This window comes from Arthrobacter sp. 260 (genome assembly GCF_013116745.1).
In the GTDB taxonomy this organism is placed as follows: domain Bacteria; phylum Actinomycetota; class Actinomycetes; order Actinomycetales; family Micrococcaceae; genus Arthrobacter_D.
Genome location: NZ_JABFOE010000003.1, coordinates 198,393 through 217,662, shown reverse-complemented (window position 1 = coordinate 217,662; position 19,270 = coordinate 198,393). Strand labels below are relative to the sequence as shown.

General features: G+C 61.1%; 16 protein-coding genes, 1 tRNA gene and 1 pseudogene. 10 read left to right on the top strand and 8 right to left on the bottom strand.

Features of this window, described 5'->3' with window-relative positions; all coding sequences use genetic code 11:
* Window positions 1–2: 2 nt before the first annotated feature.
* Genes hpaD through HMI57_RS05330 form a run of 4 tightly spaced genes read right to left on the bottom strand, consistent with a single transcriptional unit; the run spans window position 3 to window position 4,887 of the window.
* Entirely contained in the window at window positions 3–1,091 is a 1,089-nt protein-coding gene (hpaD, locus tag HMI57_RS05345; RefSeq protein WP_171585032.1) for a 3,4-dihydroxyphenylacetate 2,3-dioxygenase, read from the bottom strand.
* A gap of 46 nt (window positions 1,092–1,137) precedes the next feature.
* A complete protein-coding gene (hpaE, locus tag HMI57_RS05340) occupies window positions 1,138–2,676 on the bottom strand; it encodes a 5-carboxymethyl-2-hydroxymuconate semialdehyde dehydrogenase (RefSeq protein WP_171584897.1) in 1,539 nt (512 codons plus the stop codon).
* Complete coding sequence (locus HMI57_RS05335; protein WP_171585031.1) at window positions 2,673–3,368, bottom strand: FCD domain-containing protein; 696 nt, start codon at window positions 3,366–3,368, stop codon at window positions 2,673–2,675. Before HMI57_RS05335 ends, hpaE begins: the two co-directional genes overlap by 4 nt.
* 25 nt (window positions 3,369–3,393) lie before the next feature.
* Window positions 3,394–4,887 carry a fumarylacetoacetate hydrolase family protein gene (locus HMI57_RS05330; RefSeq protein WP_171584896.1) on the bottom strand — a complete coding sequence of 498 codons (1,494 nt, stop codon included), beginning with the start codon at window positions 4,885–4,887 and terminating at the stop codon, window positions 3,394–3,396.
* A gap of 228 nt (window positions 4,888–5,115) precedes the next feature.
* Here HMI57_RS05330 and HMI57_RS05325 point away from each other — a divergent pair, with 228 nt between their 5' ends.
* Genes HMI57_RS05325 through HMI57_RS19490 form a run of 4 tightly spaced genes read left to right on the top strand, consistent with a single transcriptional unit; the run spans window position 5,116 to window position 9,689 of the window.
* Window positions 5,116–7,038, top strand: a complete 1,923-nt coding sequence (locus HMI57_RS05325; protein ID WP_171584895.1) for an FAD-dependent monooxygenase — start codon at window positions 5,116–5,118, stop codon at window positions 7,036–7,038.
* Window positions 7,035–7,421: a DUF5997 family protein gene (locus HMI57_RS05320; RefSeq protein WP_171584894.1), complete on the top strand. Its 387-nt coding sequence runs from the start codon at window positions 7,035–7,037 to the stop codon at window positions 7,419–7,421. Before HMI57_RS05325 ends, HMI57_RS05320 begins: the two co-directional genes overlap by 4 nt.
* 55 nt (window positions 7,422–7,476) lie before the next feature.
* Window positions 7,477–8,586: a glycosyltransferase gene (locus HMI57_RS05315; protein ID WP_171584893.1), complete on the top strand. Its 1,110-nt coding sequence runs from the start codon at window positions 7,477–7,479 to the stop codon at window positions 8,584–8,586.
* A 26-nt stretch (window positions 8,587–8,612) separates the two neighbouring features.
* Complete coding sequence (locus HMI57_RS19490) at window positions 8,613–9,689, top strand: glycosyltransferase (protein WP_171584892.1); 1,077 nt, start codon at window positions 8,613–8,615, stop codon at window positions 9,687–9,689.
* Here HMI57_RS19490 and HMI57_RS05305 read toward each other — a convergent pair.
* Both HMI57_RS05305 and HMI57_RS05300 read right to left on the bottom strand, forming a co-directional pair.
* Complete coding sequence (locus tag HMI57_RS05305) at window positions 9,686–10,567, bottom strand: galactosyltransferase-related protein (RefSeq protein WP_171584891.1); 882 nt, start codon at window positions 10,565–10,567, stop codon at window positions 9,686–9,688. The two genes, HMI57_RS19490 and HMI57_RS05305, sit on opposite strands and share 4 nt — an antisense overlap.
* The gene (locus tag HMI57_RS05300; RefSeq protein ID WP_171584890.1) at window positions 10,564–11,277 is read right to left on the bottom strand and encodes an SOS response-associated peptidase; all 714 of its coding nucleotides are present in this window, start codon (window positions 11,275–11,277) and stop codon (window positions 10,564–10,566) included. The genes HMI57_RS05305 and HMI57_RS05300 overlap by 4 nt, the downstream gene beginning before the upstream one ends.
* A gap of 101 nt (window positions 11,278–11,378) precedes the next feature.
* Here HMI57_RS05300 and HMI57_RS05295 point away from each other — a divergent pair, with 101 nt between their 5' ends.
* Together HMI57_RS05295 and HMI57_RS19020 are read left to right on the top strand one after the other, a co-directional pair.
* Complete coding sequence (locus HMI57_RS05295; protein WP_216607125.1) at window positions 11,379–12,140, top strand: hypothetical protein; 762 nt, start codon at window positions 11,379–11,381, stop codon at window positions 12,138–12,140.
* Window positions 12,140–12,613 (top strand): annotated as a pseudogene (locus HMI57_RS19020) (DNA polymerase Y family protein); the annotation flags it as partial. The gene HMI57_RS05295 and the pseudogene HMI57_RS19020, both read left to right, overlap by 1 nt.
* Before the next feature lie 147 nt (window positions 12,614–12,760).
* Here HMI57_RS19020 and HMI57_RS19015 read toward each other — a convergent pair.
* On the bottom strand, window positions 12,761–13,303 hold the full coding sequence (locus HMI57_RS19015; RefSeq protein ID WP_228720962.1) for a hypothetical protein: 543 nt from the start codon (window positions 13,301–13,303) through the stop codon (window positions 12,761–12,763).
* A 476-nt stretch (window positions 13,304–13,779) separates the two neighbouring features.
* Here HMI57_RS19015 and HMI57_RS05285 point away from each other — a divergent pair, with 476 nt between their 5' ends.
* The 3 genes from HMI57_RS05285 to HMI57_RS05275 all read left to right on the top strand — a co-directional run bounded on the left by HMI57_RS05285 (window position 13,780) and on the right by HMI57_RS05275 (window position 18,088).
* A complete protein-coding gene (locus tag HMI57_RS05285; protein ID WP_171584888.1) occupies window positions 13,780–17,196 on the top strand; it encodes an error-prone DNA polymerase in 3,417 nt (1,138 codons plus the stop codon).
* A 104-nt stretch (window positions 17,197–17,300) separates the two neighbouring features.
* A complete protein-coding gene (locus HMI57_RS05280) occupies window positions 17,301–17,492 on the top strand; it encodes an NAD-dependent epimerase/dehydratase family protein (protein ID WP_171584887.1) in 192 nt (63 codons plus the stop codon).
* Window positions 17,447–18,088: an NAD(P)H-binding protein gene (locus HMI57_RS05275; protein ID WP_171585030.1), complete on the top strand. Its 642-nt coding sequence runs from the start codon at window positions 17,447–17,449 to the stop codon at window positions 18,086–18,088. The genes HMI57_RS05280 and HMI57_RS05275 overlap by 46 nt, the downstream gene beginning before the upstream one ends.
* Window positions 18,089–18,141: 53 nt before the next feature.
* Here the strand turns inward: HMI57_RS05275 and HMI57_RS05270 are convergent.
* Window positions 18,142–18,224: transfer RNA gene (locus HMI57_RS05270), tRNA-Leu, on the bottom strand.
* Between the two features lie 320 nt (window positions 18,225–18,544).
* Here HMI57_RS05270 and HMI57_RS05265 point away from each other — a divergent pair.
* Window positions 18,545–19,270, top strand: coding sequence for a DUF3662 and FHA domain-containing protein (locus HMI57_RS05265; RefSeq protein ID WP_171584886.1), 726 nt, complete (start codon window positions 18,545–18,547; stop codon window positions 19,268–19,270).

The following is a 19,270-nucleotide window of genomic DNA, read 5'->3' as shown; positions in this document are numbered from 1 at the left end:
GGCTACAGCTGCGCTCCCAATTTGAAACCCCGCTGCTCGCCGTCAGCGTCATCGGCGTCCTTGCGAGTGTAGGAGAACCCGTCTGCGCCTACGGTGACAGCCATTTCGCTTTTTTCCTCGCGGACGACGACAGGCTGGGGGTTCCCGTCGAGGTCCAGTACCAGTGATGCCTCGCTGTACCAGGAGGGGACAACCGCGTTGCCCCACCAGTCGCGGCGCTGGTTGTCGTGGACATCCCAGGTGACCGTCGGGTTGTCCGGGTCACCCGTGTAATAGTCCTGCGTGTAGATCTCGATGCGGTGCCCGTCCGGGTCGAGGATGTAGAGGTAGAAGGCGTTGGATACACCGTGCCGACCGGGTCCGCGTTCAATCCGGTCCGAGATGCGAAGGGCCCCCATCTTGTCGCAGATCTGGATGATGTTGTGCTTTTCGTGGGTGGCGAACGCAACGTGGTGCATTCGCGGTCCGTTCCCACCCGTGAGCGCGGTGTCGTGGACTGTCTGCTTGCGGTGCATCCAGACGGCGTAGCTGACGCCGTCGGAATCCTGGATATCCTCCGACACACGGAAGCCTAGGTCCTCAAGGTATTTGCGTCCGCGGGGCACATCGGGGGTGACCTGGTTGAAATGGTCCAGGCGCACCAGCTCACCCGCCGAGTACAAATCGTAGCGCTGGGTGAGCCGTTCCACGTGTTCGACGTCGTAGAAGAACTCGTAGGGGAAGCCCAGCGGGTCCTCAACCCGGACCGAGTCGCCGACGCCCTTGGTGAAACCTTCCCTCCGGCGTTCAACCCGGCACCCGAGTTCCGTGTAGTACGCCTCTGCGGCGTCCACCTCGGCCGGGGATTTGACCCGGTAGGCGAAGGCGGCGACGGCTGCCACCGGCCCCTGGCGAAGCACCAGGTTGTGGTGAATGAACTCCTCCAGCGAGCGCAGGTAGATGGTGGTTTCGTCTTCCTCGGTGACGTGAAGCCCGAGGACGTCGACGTAAAACCCCCGGGAGCGCACCAGGTCGGTGACAACAATTTCCATGTAGGCGCACCTGACAATGTCGGGTGCCGGGACGGTGGGCGTGGGAACGAAGTTGGTCATCATGAACTCTCTTCTTTGAGCAGTGTCTCTGGCAGCGGGCAGCGAGTTATCGCCGCACTGCGGACGGGTCGGCGATGCTGCCGAACTTCGGGGTGTGGACGGCACCGAGACTGATGTGGACCGCCTGCTGGTCGGTGTAGAAGTCGATCGAGCGGTAGCCTCCCTCGTGGCCCAGTCCTGACGCCTTCACCCCGCCGAAGGGGGTGCGGAGGTCGCGGACGTTGTGGCTGTTGAGCCACACCATTCCCGCCTGCATGTTGTGGGAGAAGGTGTGGGCACGGGTCAGGTTCTGCGTCCAGATGTAGGCAGCAAGCCCGTATTTCGTGTTGTTGGCCAGCGCGAGGGCTTCGTCGTCGTCCTCGAAGGGGGTGATCGACACGACCGGGCCGAAGATTTCCTCCTGGAAGATCCGGGCGTTGGGTGCGACGTCGGCGAACACCGTCGGAGCAATGTAGTTGCCTTCCGGCAGGTGCTCCGGACGCCCGCCACCTGCCAGCAACCGACCCTCAGACTTCCCGATCTCGACGTAGGAGGCAACCTTGTCAAAGTGCTCGGGGTGGACCAGCGCTCCCACCTCGGTCTTCGGATCATGCGGGTCTCCGACGACGATCGCCTTCGCGCGCGCCGCATACCTGTCACAGAAGTCGTCATAGATGGCCCGTTCCACGAGGATCCGCGACCCGGCGGTGCACCGTTCACCGTTGAGCGAGAAGACGCCGAAGAGCGCTGAGTCGATAGCCGCGTCCAGGTCTGCGTCGGCGAACACCACGCAGGGTGACTTCCCCCCGAGTTCCATTGAGAGGCCCTTGAGGTGGGCGGCAGCGTTACGGAAAATCGTCTGACCGGTGGTGGTCTCGCCGGTGAAGGAGATCAACGGCACGTCGGCGTGTTTGACCAGCGCGTCCCCCGCCTCCTCGCCCAGGCCGTTGACCAGGTTGAAGACCCCGTCAGGTAGTCCGGCGTCCTTGAAGATCTGGGCCCACAGGGAGGCGGAGAGCGGGGTGAACTCGGCGGGTTTGAGCACCACCGTGTTGCCGGTGGCAAGGGCCGGGGCCAGTTTCCAGGATTCCAGCATGAACGGGGTGTTCCACGGCGTAATTAGCCCGGCCACGCCAATGGGTTTCCGGTTCACGTAGTTGATCTGGGAACCGGGGACCTTCATGGCGTCGTCGAACTGGGCAACGATCAGGTCGGCGAAGAACCTGAAGTTCTCGGCCGCGCGCAGGGCCTGGCCCTTGGCCTGCGTGATGGGAAGGCCGGTGTCGAAGCTCTCAAGGTCTGCCAGCCGAACCTCCTGGGCCTCGACGGCGTCGGCAATCCGGTTGAGGATCCTGGCGCGCTCACGGGGTTTCATCTGGGGCCACGGGCCGTTGACGAACGCTTCCCGGGCTGCGGCGACGGCGAGGTCAATGTCTTCCTGTTGGCCTGCGGCCGCGGTGGCGTAGTTGGTGTTGGACACCGGATCCAGCACGTCGAAGGTCCCGCCGCCGACAGAATCAACGAAGTGCCCGTTGATGTAGTGCTGGAGGTGGCTGGGCAGGTTCTCGGGGATGTAATGGGTGGAGGCGGGGACAGTGGAGGTCATGGTTTTCCTGACTGCTGTTCTGTGGCGGGGTGCGTTGCCTGCGCGAGGTAGGCATCGAGGGTGGTGGAGCGGTGGCGGCGAGCGAAACGTTCGATCGTGTCGGCGTCGGCGGATGATTCGATCAGCTGGAGCAGGGCGGAATGTTCCTGGACCGATTCCTGGGCCCGTTCGGGGACAAACCGGAAGGTTGAGGACCGCAGCGTTGCCAGCCGGATCCACCCCCGGCGCACCAGATCGAGGATGTGCGGATTCGGGCAGTGCTCAAACAGGATGCCGTGAAACTCCTGGTTGAGTGCGGTGAAGCGGACTGGATCGAAGTTCTCCAGGCACTGGCGCATTTCCTCATTGACAGCGCGGGCGCGGGCTATCTCCACCGCATCAATCAGTGGTGCGGACAGGGCCGTGGCCGCGCCCTCGATGATGCTCAGGGTCTGCATCGTGTAGAGGTACTCGGTCGGATCGATTCCCGCGACGGTGGCTCCGACGTTGCGTTCAAACGACACCAATCCCTCGGCTTCGAGACGCCGGATGGCCTCCCGCACGGGAACCACGCTGAACCCCAGCTCCCCGGCGATCTTGGCGAGCACCAACCGGTATCCGGGGGTGTACGTGCCCCGGATAATCTGCGCCTTGATCGCTGTGTAGGCCCGCTCGGACTTGCTACCCGGCGCGGTCTCATCATTAGTCAGGATCCCGGGCCGCCGCGCGACGACGGCGTCAGTCACCTGGGGTTCCTGTGGCAACCCACTGCGCGTACTTCGCCTTCCAGTCGGCGTTCATCGGGTAGAGCCCGTCCACGCCGTTTCCCTGTTTCACCATTTCGAGAATGAAGGTCTCCTCCTGCTCCTGCAAGATGCAGTCCTCCACCAGTTCCTCTGCCAGGGCCGGGGGGATCACCAGGATGCCGTCCGCGTCGGCGACGATGATGTCGCCGGGCTGAACGGTCGCCCCTCCGCACGCGATCGTGATGTCGGTATCCCACGGGACATGGCGCCGGCCGAGGACCGCCGGGTGAGGGTTGGCGAAGTAGGTGGGCATCTCGAGATCAGCCACCGCCGAGTAATCCCGGACACCGCCGTCGGTGATGATTGCTGCTGCCCCGCGCACCTGGGCCCGCATGGCGAGGATGTCGCCGACTGTCCCAGTGCCCTTCTCCCCGCGTGCCTCCATCACGAGGATTTCGCCCTCATTGACCGAGTCAATGGCCCGCTTCTGTGCGTTGAAGCCACCGCCGTGAGTGGTGAACAGATCCTCCCGGTTGGGCACGAAGCGCAGGGTGCGCGCGAGACCGACCACGCGCCGGTCGGGCCTGGTGGCCTGCAGTCCGTCGATGCTGACGTTGTTCAAACCCCGTCTGCGCAGCTGGGAAGAAAGGGTGGCAGTGGCAACGCTTTCCAGTTTCTTCAGCAGGTCCGGCGACAGCGCCCCTTTCAGCGGTGCCAGTCCTGCCGCATCACGCGATCCGTAGGCTTCCTCGCGCTGGGTGTCATCGGGTTTGGGGCCAGCACCGAAGTCCGCCAACGGCGTCGATCCTTCCACCACCTGGGTCCTCAGGCGTCCACTGCTATAGCTTCCCGCGGTGACCTCGACGTCAACCAGGTCGTCAGGGTGGGCCACCGAAGCGCCCGCGGGTGTCCCGGTGAGGATCATGTCGCCCTCCTCAAGCGTGAGGAGCTGGGACAGGTCGGCAATCAGCCGGGCAAACGGGAAGAGAAGGTCGGCCGTGGTGTCGTCCTGGACCAGGTGGTCGTTGTGCCAGGTGCGGATCCGCAGCGACGCGGGGTCGACGGCGTCTGCCGGGATCAGGAGAGGGCCTACCGGAGTGAACCCGTCGCCCCCTTTGGAGCGGACATTTGATCCCTTGTCGGCGTAGCGAAGGTCATAGACGCCGAGGTCGTTGCTGGCGGTGACCCACGCGACATGGCTCCAGGCGTCTTCGGGGGCGACACGCCGCGCCCTGGTCCCGATGATGAGGGCTATCTCGCCTTCGAACCCGAGCAGTTCACAACCCAAAGGACGCTCAACCACTCCTGGGGTCTGGACTGATCCGAGCGCAAGCGACGTTGGGGGCTTCAGGAAATAGGAGGGTTGCAGGGGAGTGCGTCCACGCTGGGCAGCCCGGCTGGGGTAGTTGAGATGGACGGCAATGACCTTGCGGGTACGTGCAAGCAACTCGCTGGTCAATGCTGTGGTCTGGGAGGCGGTTCCCATTGCAGCGTTCTCCTTCTCATCCGGCAGATTGTTCGAAATCGTATACGATATCCTAGCGTGTGTGACGTGGGGCACGTCAACCACCCGGCGCCTCCGGGTTATTGTGACCTGCGTTATATTCGTCATACAGTTTGAGCGTCATTCGATTATTGGATCAGCCGTTCAAATAGAGAACATCGATCTGCAAATTCACAAGTTGTGTCACAAAGATGTGAGTAAGGACAGCCCGTGCACTTCCACCATCACGGCTACGTATCAGGAGACCCCCGCATCCAGGCAGCCGCCGGATCAGGTGTCAACCGACCAGAGGAGCTGCCCAGCCAGGTGGACGTCCTGATCGTTGGCACCGGGCCGGCAGGCATGCTCGCCGCCGCCCAACTGTCCCAATTCCCGGGCATCACCACTCGCATCGTCGAACGTCGGCCGGGCAGGCTCGCCATCGGTCAGGCAGACGGTATCCAGGCACGCAGTGTCGAAACATTCCAGGCATTTGGGTTCGCCGAACGGATTACCGCCGAGGCATACCGGATCACCGAGATGGCGTTCTGGAAGCCGGACCCAGCGGATCCAACGCGTATTGTCAGGACCGCGCGACCACTGGATGACCCTGCCGGCGTGAGCGAATTTCCTCACCTGATCGTCAACCAGGCCCGCGTCCTGGACTATTTCGCTGAATTCATGGCCAACTCCCCCGCCCGGATGAGGCCCGATTATGGCCTGGAATTTACCGGCCTCACCGTCTCCGACGACGGCGACTACCCGGTTGTCGTCACCCTGACCCACAGTGCAGGCCCGCTTGCGGGGACCGAACAGACGGTGCGGGCCAAGTATGTGATCGGTGCCGACGGTGCCCGCAGCAAGGTCCGCGCCGCGATCGGCTGTACCCTCGCCGGAGACGCCGCGAACCATGCGTGGGGGGTGATGGATGTGCTGGCGGCGACCGACTTCCCCGATATCCGGCTGAAGTGCGCCATCCAGTCCGGCTCAGGTGGGAGTATCCTCCTCATTCCGCGGGAGGGCGGTCACCTGTTCCGGATGTACGTTGACCTGGGTGACGTCGATGCTCACACAAAGAGCGGGATCCGCAGCACCACAGTGGAAGAGATCATCGCAAAGGCCAACATGATCCTCCACCCCTACACCCTGGACGTCCGCAACATCGCGTGGCACAGCGTGTACGAGGTGGGCCACCGGCTCACGGACCGGTTCGACGATGTCCTCCCGGAAGAGATCGGTACCCGTACCCCACGGGTCTTCATCACGGGGGACGCCTGCCACACCCACAGTGCCAAGGCTGGTCAGGGTATGAACGTTTCGATGCAGGATGGGTTCAACATTGCCTGGAAACTCGGGCATGTCCTGGAAGGACGCAGTCCCGAAAGCCTGTTGTCCACCTACTCCGCCGAACGTCAGGTCGTGGCGAAGAATCTAATCGACTTCGACAAGCAGTGGTCCTCACTGATGGCCAGGAAACCTAAGGAGTTTGAGGATCCGGCCGAGCTGGAGAACTTTTACACCTCCACCATGGAGTTTCCTGCTGGCTTCATGACCGAATACACGCCTTCCCTGATCGTGGGCGCACGCGTTCACCAGGAGCTCGCGGCAGGGTTTCCGATCGGCAAGCGGTTCAAGTCTGCACCGGTGGTCCGTGTCTGCGATACCAATCCTCTGCACCTGGGCCATCAGGCGACCGCCGACGGACGCTGGAGAATCTACGTATTTGCCGACCAGCCCCTGCCGGGAACACCGTCGAAAGTGGCCACGTTGGCTGATTGGCTTGGCACCTCGCCCGAATCCCCACTCACCGCAACCCCTGTGGGACTGGACGACGACGCGTGGTTCGATGTCAGGGTGATCTATCAGCAGGACCATCAGAGCATCGACATCAATGCCGTCCCTGCGGTGTTCAAACCCCAGGTGGGTCCCTTCCAACTGGACTACCTGGAAAAGGTCTTCGGAAGCGATCCAGCCGCCGACATTTTCGAGCTGCGCGGGGTGGACCGCGGTGGCGCCATCGTTGTCGTCCGGCCAGACCAGTACGTGGCGCACGTGCTACCGCTGGATGCTCACGCTGAGCTGGCCGCGTTCTTCGCCGGAATGCGTGCGGAGAGCAGTCCGGAGGCAGCCGGGGGAGCTAGGGTTAAGGGATGACCCCCGCTAAAAGCACCCAGACCATGAAACCCGCCACCGCGGCGAAGAAACTGGGAATCTACCTGCCAGCCGCACCCCAGGATTTCCAGGACAGCGAGGTCACCCGAGCGGAATTCAATCAGCTGCAGCAGAACCCGCCGGAATGGCTCGCGGAGCTGCGCCGCAACGGCCCCCACCCCCGCCCGGTGGTAGCCCAGAAGCTCGGCATTTCCATCAGCGGACTGGCGCGGGGCGGGGTTACCGAGGCGCTGACGACGGCTGACATCACCACCCTGCTGGCGGAACCACCCAAGTGGTTGGTCGCTGAGCGGTCAACTCACGCGGCGGTCCGGAAACAGGATCTCATTGCCAAGAAGCTGCACTCGGAGAACCCCAAAAATTAAGTGGTAAGCGCCACACCGGGTCGACATTTCACGGAAATGAAGCATACTTACCATTATGCTGCTTGCTCAACCGTTGAACATTGCCGTCATGGCCCACCTGCACCATCCCATCGCCAGCCCCTTCCCCGGTGGGCTGGAAATGCATACTGCGCTGCTGGCTGAGGAATTGTCGGCACGCGGACACACTGTCACGCTGTTCGCCAAGGGCGGCAGCCGCACATCAGCCCGCCTGATGTCCGTGCTGGACGCAGGCTTCAGCTTCACCAGGTATCCCGAGGGGCCGGCCAGGGAAGCCCAGACCCGTCTCCTGGACGAGGCCCAGAACAGAACATTGCAATTAATCAACGAGGGCACATTCGACGTCGTCATCAACAATTCGCTCAGCGCCCTGCCTCATCTCACGCCACCGGCCCACCCGATGCTCACCATTCTGCATACTCCACCCCTGCCACGCGTGACCGCAGCGCTCGATGCCCAGACCCACAATCGGCAGTCGGCGCACCGGGTAGTGAGCGTCTCCGCGGCCAACGCCCGGCAGTGGCGGCACCACCTTCGCGACATCGATGTGGTCCACAATGGAATCCGCCTGGAGGAATGGGGTACGGATGCGGCAGCGGACCGCCACCCGAGCGTTGCCGTCTGGGCTGGCCGGATTACTCCGGAAAAGGGTCTGCACGTAGCCATCGAGGCGGCTGCCCTTGCCGGGATGCGCATCCGGTTCGCCGGACCCATCAGTGACCAGGACTACTTCAACCGGACCATTGCGCCGCTGTTGAGTGAGTCGGTCGAGCATGTGGGCCATTTGGACCATAGCCAGCTTGCCGCGTTTCTGGGGTCCGGTACGGTATTTATCGCTTCACCACTATGGGCCGAACCCTTTGGACTGACCACCGTCGAAGCCATGGCTTGCGGCACCCCCGTTGCCGCCCTGCCCTGCGGTGCGATGGGCGAGATCATTGACGATCGGGGTGGTGTGGTCGCAGCAGGGTTCTCGGCAGCCGACCTGGCCCGCGCCGTAGTACAGTCCCGCACCCTCGACAACCGCCAGGTACGTGCATCCGCCGCGCGGTTCTCCGTGGAAACGATGATGACCCGGTATGAACAGCACCTCGGCGACCTGGTGGGCTCGGGCGTCCTCGACGACGCCGACATGGTGGCGTCCTAGGTGGTGAGGCCGGATTGAATTTCCCTGTGGCACCCCCTCCGGTGAATCCCGAAACGCCAAGGCCCCGGGTCGCCTACTACGCCCATCACCACGGGTCAGGGCACCTGCGGCATGCGATGAACATCGCACGCCTGCAAGCAGTCAACCTTCTGGTCACCGGATCCACCGAGCCTGACGGATTGTCCGGTATCCCCCAGACCAAGTTCGCGCACCTCACTGCCGATACCTGGCCCGACGGCGCCCCCTACCCCGTGCCCGGGGACCAGTTTCTGCACTACACGCCTACCAACCCCGCCATCCGGCAACGGTTCGCCGAGTTGCAGGCGGCGTGGCAGGATTTCGATCCCCAGGTAGTAGTCATTGATGTCTCTGCTGAGGCAGCAGTCTTCGCCCGGCTCAGTGGCTACCCTGTGCTCTACCGGCGCATGCCGGGCGACCGCTGGGATCCTGCCCACGAAGCGGCTTACGCTTCCGCGACCGGCCTCTTCGCCTATTACCCACGGGAGCTCGAGGATCCCGCCTATCTGGAAAGGTTTGGGCACCGGACCACCTATTTGGGGATGCTCGCTCCCACCGGAGAGCCCGGAGCGGCGAAGGACCATAATGGCGGGAAGGTGATCACCGTACAAACCAGCCTTGGAGGCAACGGCGTGAGTGCCACTGAGCTTGCCGAAGCTGCCCGATCCTGCCCCGACTGGCAGTGGAATGTGGTGGGTCTGAGCACTGGATCAGCCAATCTGCCGGCAAATGTGCGGCTGCTGGGTGTTCTCGCCGATCCTCGGCCAGAGCTTGCACGCGCGGACATCATCATCACCTCGGCCGGTTACCACGCGGTCGCTGCAGCGGCGTCTGCTGGGCGCCCAACCATTCTGGTCCCGGAGGAGCGCCCCTTCGCCGAGCAGGCAGCCTTCGCACGGGCACTGCGAGACACCGCAGGCATTCCGATGGCTGAATCGTGGTCCGGCGCAGCCTGGCCTGAGCTTCTCCAGCAGGCAGCGGCGACTGATCCAGAAGCGTTGAAGCGGGAGCTGTTTGTCAGCAGTGACAGCTTCAGGGACTCGTTCCTCGACCTGGTTTCCCGGGCTGCTGCGGCTGGCTCCTAATACGGAGCATCCACCCGCGCCGCAGCCACTTCTCCGGGAGTAGGGTGGCGGATCACTTCGATTGTGGGTGCCTCGTCCATCCACCTGAGGTACCCACGGTCCGTGAAGGCTGCCAGCCAGCCAGTCATGGGCCACCTCCCCCACTTTTCATTGAATACCTGTGAATTTGCAACGATATCGGCAAAATGCTGCAGGGGTGGCCGGGAGACCCCGTGGTGCTGGTGGAACATGGTGGCTGAGGAAAACGACAGCCGCACACCTTTGTTCCGCGCAGTGAAGGAAAAATCAGTGTCCTCGCCGCCGTAACCGGTGAAGGACTCATCAAACCCGCCGATCAGTTCAAAATCCGCTGCTGTTACGGCAAACCCGAGAGACCAGAAAAGCTCATACCGGTCGGTTGCGGCCGGCGGCTCACCCCCTGGCGGCGCCAGCGAGGTGCGTGCGTGGTGGGGAATCGATGCCCTCATCAGACCGTCGTCGCCCTCGGCTGGGGGGAAGCCGGCAGGGCCAAGGTATCTGGGCTGTGCCATGACCAGGCCACCGACACTGTGTAGGTCCCTCAGCAGGGTTTCGCACAGGGTACTGGCAGGAATGCAATCCACGTCAAGGAAAATGAGTGTATCTGTCGAAGCAGCCTGCGCCGCAGCGTTACGGGCGGCGGCGAGGGGAAGGGTAGAGCTGCCGGTGGGAGAGATGTGCACCACCCGGACCGGGATCGACGACTCGATCGTCGCCGGGTTTGGTTGGTCCATGTAGACGATCACCAGTTCGGTGGGCTTCAGGGTTGAGCGGTTCAGACCGTAGACAAGATTTGTGAGGTGTTGATCGCGGTGGGAACTGATGACCAGGACCGAAAAATCCTGTGAGGGAGTTGTCATGCGGTGTGGATCGGTTCGATCAGCTGGGGACCGTTGTTGCGAACCGATCCGACAGCTTTGCCGACAACTCTGGGTACCAGCCTGGGTTCCGGGATGGCATCCATCAGGCCTTGGACATCAGCACCTGCGGTCAGCTTGGGGTCCAGCCAATCGGAGTAAAGCTCGGCCGGCAGGATCAGCGGTGTTCGATCATGGATGTGCCCCAGGGTATCGCTGGCCGTGGTGGTGATGATGGTGCAGCTGCGCAGCCACTTCTCGGGGTGGTCCTCAGGTAGTGCTGGATCCGGCCAGTATTCGTAGAGTGCAGCGAAGGCAAGCATGTCATCTGTTTCACCGTGTAGATAGGTGGGGATCTTGCCCTCTGGGCCCTTTTCCCACTCGTAGTAGCCGTTGGCCATGACGATACCGCGTCGTCGGGAAGCCGCGGTGCGGAAGGAAGGTTTTTCGAGGATGGTCTCTGCACGGGCGTTTATCAGGGGAGGGCCTTTCTTGGGATCCTTCATCCAGGAGGGCACCAATCCCCACCGTGCAGTGGTGAGCCGCCTGATAGGGTCACCAGCTGCCTCATCGAGCCTCTCCAGCAGAATCCGCACGGTGTCAGTAGGTGCCACATTGTAGGAAGGAACCGGAAGAAACTTGTCGACGAAGTCGACGTCAAACAGGTCGATCAGATCCTGGTCCGATCCTGCCACCACAAAACGTCCGCACATGAGGATAGGGTACTCCGGGGTAGCGACAAGCAACATTTTGACCGGCGTAGAGGCTGCTGAAACCGATTGACTTAATCGAACATATATTCGAATATTAAAGGGTGAGTTCTGTAGCCACCCGCCCCGCTAACACGCCGGGTTACCCCATGGGTCAGGACCTGTTCTCCACCGATCCAGCCGAGTCTCAAGGCAATCATTCTTTGTTGCAGGAGAAGATCAACCAGATGCAAGGCAGCAGACTGGGCTCCCGGAGATTGCCTACTGTTCCCGCACTTGGCCGGATCCTTCCCGGTGGTGGCTTGATGGCAGGAGGCACCTACTCGGTGGAGAACTCCTCCACTCTGGCGATGGCTCTCCTTGCCGGCCCCTCCGGATCTGGTGCGTGGTGCAGTGTGATTGGAATCCCCGATTTCAGTGTTGAGGCCGCAGCCCATCTGGGTATCGAACTTGAACGGCTCATCCTCATTCCCCACGTGGATAGCCAGTGGCTCACCGTGACAGCAGCAATGGTGGATGTAGTGTCGATCATTCTGACCAGGGCACCGGCCACCATCACTGGATCGGATGCTGCCCGGCTCAAAGCCAGGCTGAGGCAACGTGGTGCAGCTCTTATCAGCATCGGGTCCTGGCCTCAAAGCGAGGCTGTGCTCAGCGTTTCCGACAACAGGTGGGGAGGCCTGGGCACGGGATCGGGCCACCTTCAGACCCGTCAGTTCAGAATCACCGCCACGGCAAACAATGGTCGTTCACGCAGCACCGACCTTTCGTTGGCCGAACTGAAGCATGGCGGGTGGCCCCAACTGGACGGTGCTGACAACTTTAGGGATACCCACCGCTTTGTCCCAACAATGGTGAGTGCCTGATGGGTTCGCGTGCACCTATCCTGGCCCCTGGACGAAGTGCCACCAGAACCATGATGCTGTGGTGCCCGGACTGGCCGATCACGGCAATTCTGCGTGATCTCGCCATTCCAGAGAACGCCCCGCTTGCCCTCATCGATAAGGGGGAAGTTTTCGCCTGTTCTCCGGCAGCCCGCCTGGACGGCGTAAGGCGGGGCCTGAGGGTCCGTGAGGCGCAGGCGCGGTGCCCTGCATTGACCGTCAAACATTATGATCCTGATCTTGATGAACGGGTCTTCGAACCAGTGGTAACCGCTATAGAGCAGATCATGCCGGGAGTCCAGTTGGTGAGGCCGGGGTTATGCGCCATCCAAACCCAGGGCCCCAGCAGATACTACGGTGGGGAGTCACTTGCTGCTGCTGCACTCATCGCCACCCTGACTGCCCTGGGCCTTACCGCTGCCAGGATCGGTATCGCTGATTCACCGTTCGCTGCGGAACACGCCGCCCGTGCCACCGAAGTGCTGGTGGGGGTGGAGCAGGATCCCATCTGGGTGGTCCCAGCAGGAGGATCTGCCCAGTTTCTGGGTTCTTTCCCGCTGGAGGTGTTGGAGGAACCAAGGCTCACTGTGCTGTTGAAGCGTCTAGGAATCAGAACGCTCGGTGAATTTGCTGCCCTTGATGCAACAGATGTGCGTAACCGGTTCGGAATCGAAGGTGCCCTTGCCCACCGGAAAGCATGCGGCCTTGACCACCGCAGTGTGGTGGCGCGAACTCCCCCGCCGGAATTGGATGTTGCAGTTGACTTCGAACCGGCTTTGGTACGGATAGACCAGCTGGCTTTTGCTTTCAGGACTGCCGCTGACCGCTTTGTGGAAAGGCTTCGTGAAACAGGTCTCGTCTGCACCGTTTTGAGGGTGGTGTTGCATTCGGAATCGGGTGAGGTTTCGGACCGTCTGTGGCGGCATCCACGCTGGTTCGATGCCGACGACGTCCTTGATCGCGTGCGGTGGCAACTGCAGGGTGGAGGCTTGATTGAGCATGGGTTGCACTCGGGGATTACCCGGGTTCACACCATTCCCGAGACCGTTGAGGATCTCGGGGATCATGCCGATGGACTTTGGGGTACCGGGCCGGATGAAAGCATTCATCATGGTCTTGCCCGGGTCCAAAGCATGTTGGGTCATGGGGCGGTTCTGACAGCTTCGATTGCCGGTGGTCGGATGCTCAAGGACCGCAGGGTGTTTATCCCCTGGGGGGATTCACCAGCCGGTAATCCTCTGACAGCGATGGAGAAAAGCCAGCCCTGGCCTGGAAGAATTCCTGGCCCCGCTCCAGCCACGGTCTTCGATGAGCCCCAACAGGTACAGGTTCTGGATACTCAGGGAGGTTCAGTTGACGTTGACTCCCGGGGAATGCTCATAACTGTACCCAGTGAATTCTCTCCCCCCGGTGCGACAGTAAGGATGACTGTTCATCATTGGGCTGGTCCCTGGCCTGTCACTGAACGCTGGTGGGACTCTTCAGGCCGAACACTCAATCGATTCCAGCTGGTCGATGCCACGGGGGCAGCCTGGTTGCTGCTGCTGGAGGATCACCAATGGTGGGCAGAAGCCAGTTATGACTAGTCCAGCAGCCACTACCAGAATGATCAGGGGGGGCCATGGGATTTAGTAATCCCCCCATTTCGTGGTCGGAGTTCGAACGTACTCTTTCAGACCGTAGCCGCCCCGGCGCCCCTCCCACCGGAGCCGACGGTGGTGACAGCCCAGCATGGTCCCACAAACGTCAACCTTATTTGCCACCTCAACTGACCGAACCGGAACCTACGGGTCCAGTGGTCCCTTATGCAGAGTTGCACGTTCATTCAAACTTCAGCTTCCTCGACGGCGCCTCAAGCCCTGAACAGTTGGTAGAGGAGGCGCACCGGTTGCGGCTGCATGGGCTCGCATTAACCGACCATGACGGATTCTATGGTGTGGTTCACCTGGCGGAAGCTGCCGAAAAATACCCCCAGTTATCCACCGTATTTGGGGCTGAGCTCTCACTTGATCTGCCGAAACCACAAAACGGGGTACCTGACCCGGAAGGTAGCCATCTGCTTATTCTTGCCCGTGGTGCGCAGGGGTACCGCAATCTGGCTGGAGCCATCACCACTGCACAGCTGGGCAATAGCGCGGAGAAAGGAAAGCCGACCTACAGTTATCGCTCATTGGCTGAACATGCAGCGAACAGTTGGATGATCCTTACGGGCTGCCGAAAAGGCACCGTCCGCCAGGCCCTCGTCCGAGATGGGAGGCGCGGTGCGGAGGCAGCTGTTGGACACCTGGTTGACCTATTCGGCAAAGACAACGTAGCCGTTGAACTCATTGATCAGGGAAACCCGTTGGACAGTGCTTTGAATGATGAGTTGGCTGCCGTTGCTGAGCGGCTGAAGCTTCCAGCTATTGCCACCAACAATGTGCACTATGCATCCCCTGCCCAGCACCGGCTCGCCACTGCGCTGGCTGCTGTACGAGCCAGAAGAAGCCTTGATGCGATGGACGGTTGGCTACCCGCTGCCGGGGCTGCTCATCTGCGGAGCGGTGCAGAAATGGCTGCCAGGTTCGCCGCCTTTCCCGGGGCAGTTGAACGAACAGTCGACCTGGCTGATGACCTGGCCTTCCGGCTGCGGAGCGTCAAACCCGGGTTGCCCAACCTTGCCCTCCCTGACGGCCACACCCAGATGAGCTACCTAAGGAAGTTGGTGTGGCAAGGTGCAGAGAAGCTGTATCCCGGGCGGAGGGACGTCGAGGACCGGATCGAAAAGGAACTCCGCGTCATTGAGGACAAGAATTTTCCCGGTTACTTCCTGATCGTTCATGACCTGGTCCATTTCGCCCGGAACCGGGGGATCCTGTGCCAGGGTCGGGGATCGGCTGCGAACTCGGCAGTTTGTTACCTGTTGGAGATCACGGCAGTCGATTCGATTCTGTACAACCTTCCGTTTGAACGCTTCCTGTCCAGCATGCGCGATGAGGAGCCAGACATTGATGTCGATTTTGATTCCGATCGCCGCGAAGAAGTTATCCAGTATGTCTATAACAAGTACGGGAGGTTCAATGCTGCCCAGGTTGCCAATGTCATCACTTATCGTCCCAAATTTGCCGTTCGTGACATGGCCAAAGCCCTCGGCCATAGTCCAGGACAGCAGGACGCCTGGTCCAAACAGGTGGAACGTTGGGGAGCACTGGTCTCAAGCCAGGACCATGACATTCCCGACACTGTAGTCCAGCTGGCACAAAGTGTCCTGAAATTCCCACGCCATCTGGGTATCCATTCAGGGGGGATGGTACTCACTGACAGGCCAGTCGGTGAAGTATGCCCCATCGAGCATGGACGGATGGAGGGTCGAACAGTTCTGCAGTGGGATAAGGATGATTGCGCGTGGATGGGCCTGGTGAAATTTGATCTGTTGGGGTTGGGAATCCTTGCCGCCATCCAATACAACTTCGATTTGGCTGAGAAACACTTCGGTGAAAAGTGGGACCTGCACAGCCTCCCCAAGGAAGAGCAGGGTGTCTATGACATGCTCTGCTTCGCTGACTCCATCGGTGTGTTCCAGGTGGAAAGCCGTGCCCAGATGGGAATGCTTCCCCGACTCCAACCCAGGGAATTTTACGACCTGGTCATTGAGGTGGCGTTGGTGCGGCCAGGACCCATCCAGGGTGGTGCCGTGCATCCGTATATCAAGCGGAAACTCGGAGAGGAGGAGGTCACGTATCTCCATCCCAAGCTGGAGCCGGTACTTGAACGAACACTTGGTGTTCCGTTGTTCCAGGAACAACTCATGCAGATGGCAATGGTGGTCGGAAACTGTTCCGGTGCTGACGCTGATCAATTGCGCAGGGCGATGGGGTCCAAACGTGGTCTGGAGCGCATCGATACGCTGCGGGACAAGCTTTACGCCGGGATGGCATCCAATGGGATCACCGGGGAGACAGCGGATTCGATTTACCTGAAGATTCAGGCTTTTGCGAATTTCGGGTTTGCTGAAAGCCATTCAATTAGCTTCGCTCTTCTGGTGTATGCCAGCGCTTGGTTGCGACTGCACTATCCGGGAGCATTCCTTGCCTCTTTACTGCGTGCACAACCCATGGGCTTTTACTCACCGCAAACTCTGGTGGCTGATGCACGCCGTCACGGGGTGACAGTCCTCCGGCCAGATCTCCTGCACTCAGGGGTACATGCTGACCTTGAGCCAGTACCGGGCACGGGTGAACCCGGCGGATCCCCCACGGGTATTGACTCCTGCCTCCACCAGAAGCAACCCCCGGTCGGTCCATTTAACAGAAAAGTTCCCTTCGATTCCACGCATCATCGCCGGGATGGCAACTTCGCCGTGCGGTTGGGTCTTGATAGCGTCCAGTCGATCGGGACCAGGATCGCTGAACTGATTGTCAACGAAAGACAGACCAACGGAGTGTTCACCGACATGGCCGATCTGGCACGCCGCACTGAACTCAATGCCTCCCAGCTCGAAGCTCTGGCTGCTGCCGGAGCATTTGAATCAATGGGGTTAACAGAACGGGAGGCCCTCTGGAACGCAGGCCCTGCATCGACAGAACGGGCTGGTCAGTTAAAGGGAACAACCGTTTACATCCAACCGCCGCTGTTCCCTGATCTGACAGCCGCTGACCGAGTCGCATCCGACCTATGGTCGACCGGCATCACCCCGGATGACCATCCGGTTCGCCACCTCAGATCAACGCTGACGAAACGGGGTGTCCTCACAGCAGAGGACCTCATTAGTGCCGAATCAGGGCGAAGGGTCGAGGTAGGAGGTGTGGTCACACACCGGCAACGACCCGCTACAGCAAGTGGTATCACCTTCATGAACCTTGAGGATGAAACAGGACTGGTGAATGTTATCTGTTCGGTCGGGGTGTGGCAGAGGTATCGGCGTATCGCCAGGGAGTCCAGTGGTGTACTGGTACGGGGCATGCTGGAAAGGTCTTCAGAGGGTGTGGTGAATATTGTGGCTGACAAGTTTGAGGGCCTCACCATGAAAGCAACCACCAAATCACGGGATTTCCAGTAGGCCAACCGTGGGGCAACCTAAACCTCACCCCCATGTCACATTTTCTCTCGTCGAAACGTCACGTCTATGACGGGACCAACCCGACCACTTGGAGAGGAGCGATCATGTTTGACACCACAAGCGGACCAGTTCTGGTCACCGGAGGCACAGGTACTCTTGGACGCCGGGTGGTCAGGAAACTCTCGGATAGTGGACACCAGGTGCAAACCCTCAGCCGGCGGGTGCTGCCCACTCCGCTGGGGTCACCCACCTGCTCGGCGATACGGTTCGCGGGATCGGCCTGCAGGCAGCTCTGAGCAACGCGCCCGTGGTGATTCACCTAGCCGGTGGCGCCAAGGGTGATGACCTGGCTGCCGGGCACCTTGTCAGCGCTGCCTTGACCACCGACGTCCGTCATCTGATTTTGATCTCGGTGATCGGCGCCGACATCATGCCGATCAACTATTTCAGGACGAAACTCGCAGCAGAAGAAGCTGTCAAAACGTCGGGTGTTCCGTACACGATCATCCGCGTTGCGCAGGTACACGATTTCGTCCGTGGCGCTCTGGGGGTTCTGACCAAGTCTCCTTTGATTCCAGTACCGAGCGGACTGCGACTCGAACCGGTCTCAGCAGAGACAGTCGCCCAGGAACTCGTGGCCCGTGCGCTGGGCGAACCTTCGCAACGAGTGCCGGATCTGGCGGGTCCGGAAATTCTGGATGCCCACCAACTCGTTGCCCACTTTCAACGTGCACGTGCGCTGAACACTTGGACGGTGCCCGTGAGGCTTCCGGGGGCGGCGGGCCGCGCCTACAGGCGGGGAGACAACCTGGCAGGTCAACCTGTGCAGCGCAGAGGCGAAACCTGGAAAGAGTATCCGGAGAGTGTGTTCCCCCAGGATGTCAACGATTAGGAGCCAGCCGGCGTTTAACGAAAAAGACCCCCGGATAACCGGGGGTCTTACCGTGCGCGAGGGGGGATTTGAACCCCCACACCCTTTCGGATACTGGCACCTGAAGCCAGCGCGTCTGCCGTTCCGCCACTCGCGCGCAACCACTCTGGACTCTTCACAACTACCTTGAAGAGCTCCACGAACAGCAGAAATAAGCATAACGGAGCATCAGTGAAATAACCTAAACGACTGGTCAAAGCTCAGTAGGTGCCGGCTATGTGGAGTGGGACAGTGTCACGGGTAGAAGAATCGTTATCACATAGTTCCCGGCAGAAATCGCCGGTTAAGGCCTTTTCCAGAGGTCCCCAGTAGTATCGAACTGATCATGTCGTACGTTGACCATGCCTTCGCACACAAACTTGGGCTGTGGGTTGGTGGAACGACCAACCAGCCAGTCGAACGGTGAGGAGGCAGCAGATGGGTATTTTGGACAACGTCGAACGCGGGTTGGAAAAGATGGTCCGTGGCGCCTTCTCCACTGGGTCACGGTCCCAGGTACAACCGGTCGAGATCGCCAGCGCACTGCGCCGGGAGCTGGACAACAAATCCATTACCCTCGCTGAGGGGCGCACACTTGCCCCGAATGTGTTCACTGCCCGCCTGTCGGAGTCGGACTTTGCGCTGGCCCAGGAATGGGGCGCCACGCTCGCTGAAGAACTGTGCGACGTCGTGATCAAACACGTCAACAGCCAGGGCTACACCCTGCGTGGCCCAGTCAAGGTGTCCTTTACCCGCGACGTGGAACTGAAGGCCGGCGTGTTTGAAGTGGATTCGGCGACTGAGAAGCAGGCGGGTCCCCGGCGTCCGACCACCCCCAACGCCCCCACCCGTCAACCGACGCGGCTTCAGCCAGTGCTCGACCTCGACGGGCAGCGGTATTCGCTCAACGCCGGATCGATCATTCTGGGCCGCTCGTCGGAAGCCGACATCCTGGTCGACGATACCGGCGTGTCAAGGAAGCACCTCGAGATCCGCACTCACGGTGGAAGCACCCGGGCCGTCGATCTCGGATCGACCAACGGCAGCTTCGTGAATGGGCAGCGCGTCCATGGGGAGGCTGACCTGTCGGATGGGTCGATCATCACCATGGGCCGCACCCGGATGACCTTCCGCCTCATCCCAGTGCCGAATGGTGGCCGTTAG

Coding starts and splice junctions, on each gene's coding strand:
- hpaD (WP_171585032.1), bottom strand. CDS start 1,091: ATGACCAACTTCGTTCCCACGCCCACCGTCCCGGCACCCGACATTGTC.
- hpaE (WP_171584897.1), bottom strand. CDS start 2,676: ATGACCTCCACTGTCCCCGCCTCCACCCATTACATCCCCGAGAACCTG.
- HMI57_RS05330 (WP_171584896.1), bottom strand. CDS start 4,887: ATGGGAACCGCCTCCCAGACCACAGCATTGACCAGCGAGTTGCTTGCA.
- HMI57_RS05320 (WP_171584894.1), top strand. CDS start 7,035: ATGACCCCCGCTAAAAGCACCCAGACCATGAAACCCGCCACCGCGGCG.
- HMI57_RS05315 (WP_171584893.1), top strand. CDS start 7,477: ATGCTGCTTGCTCAACCGTTGAACATTGCCGTCATGGCCCACCTGCAC.
- HMI57_RS05305 (WP_171584891.1), bottom strand. CDS start 10,567: ATGACAACTCCCTCACAGGATTTTTCGGTCCTGGTCATCAGTTCCCAC.
- HMI57_RS05300 (WP_171584890.1), bottom strand. CDS start 11,277: ATGTGCGGACGTTTTGTGGTGGCAGGATCGGACCAGGATCTGATCGAC.
- HMI57_RS19015 (WP_228720962.1), bottom strand. CDS start 13,303: ATGACCCAACATGCTTTGGACCCGGGCAAGACCATGATGAATGCTTTC.
- HMI57_RS05285 (WP_171584888.1), top strand. CDS start 13,780: ATGGGATTTAGTAATCCCCCCATTTCGTGGTCGGAGTTCGAACGTACT.
- HMI57_RS05280 (WP_171584887.1), top strand. CDS start 17,301: ATGTTTGACACCACAAGCGGACCAGTTCTGGTCACCGGAGGCACAGGT.
- HMI57_RS05265 (WP_171584886.1), top strand. CDS start 18,545: ATGGGTATTTTGGACAACGTCGAACGCGGGTTGGAAAAGATGGTCCGT.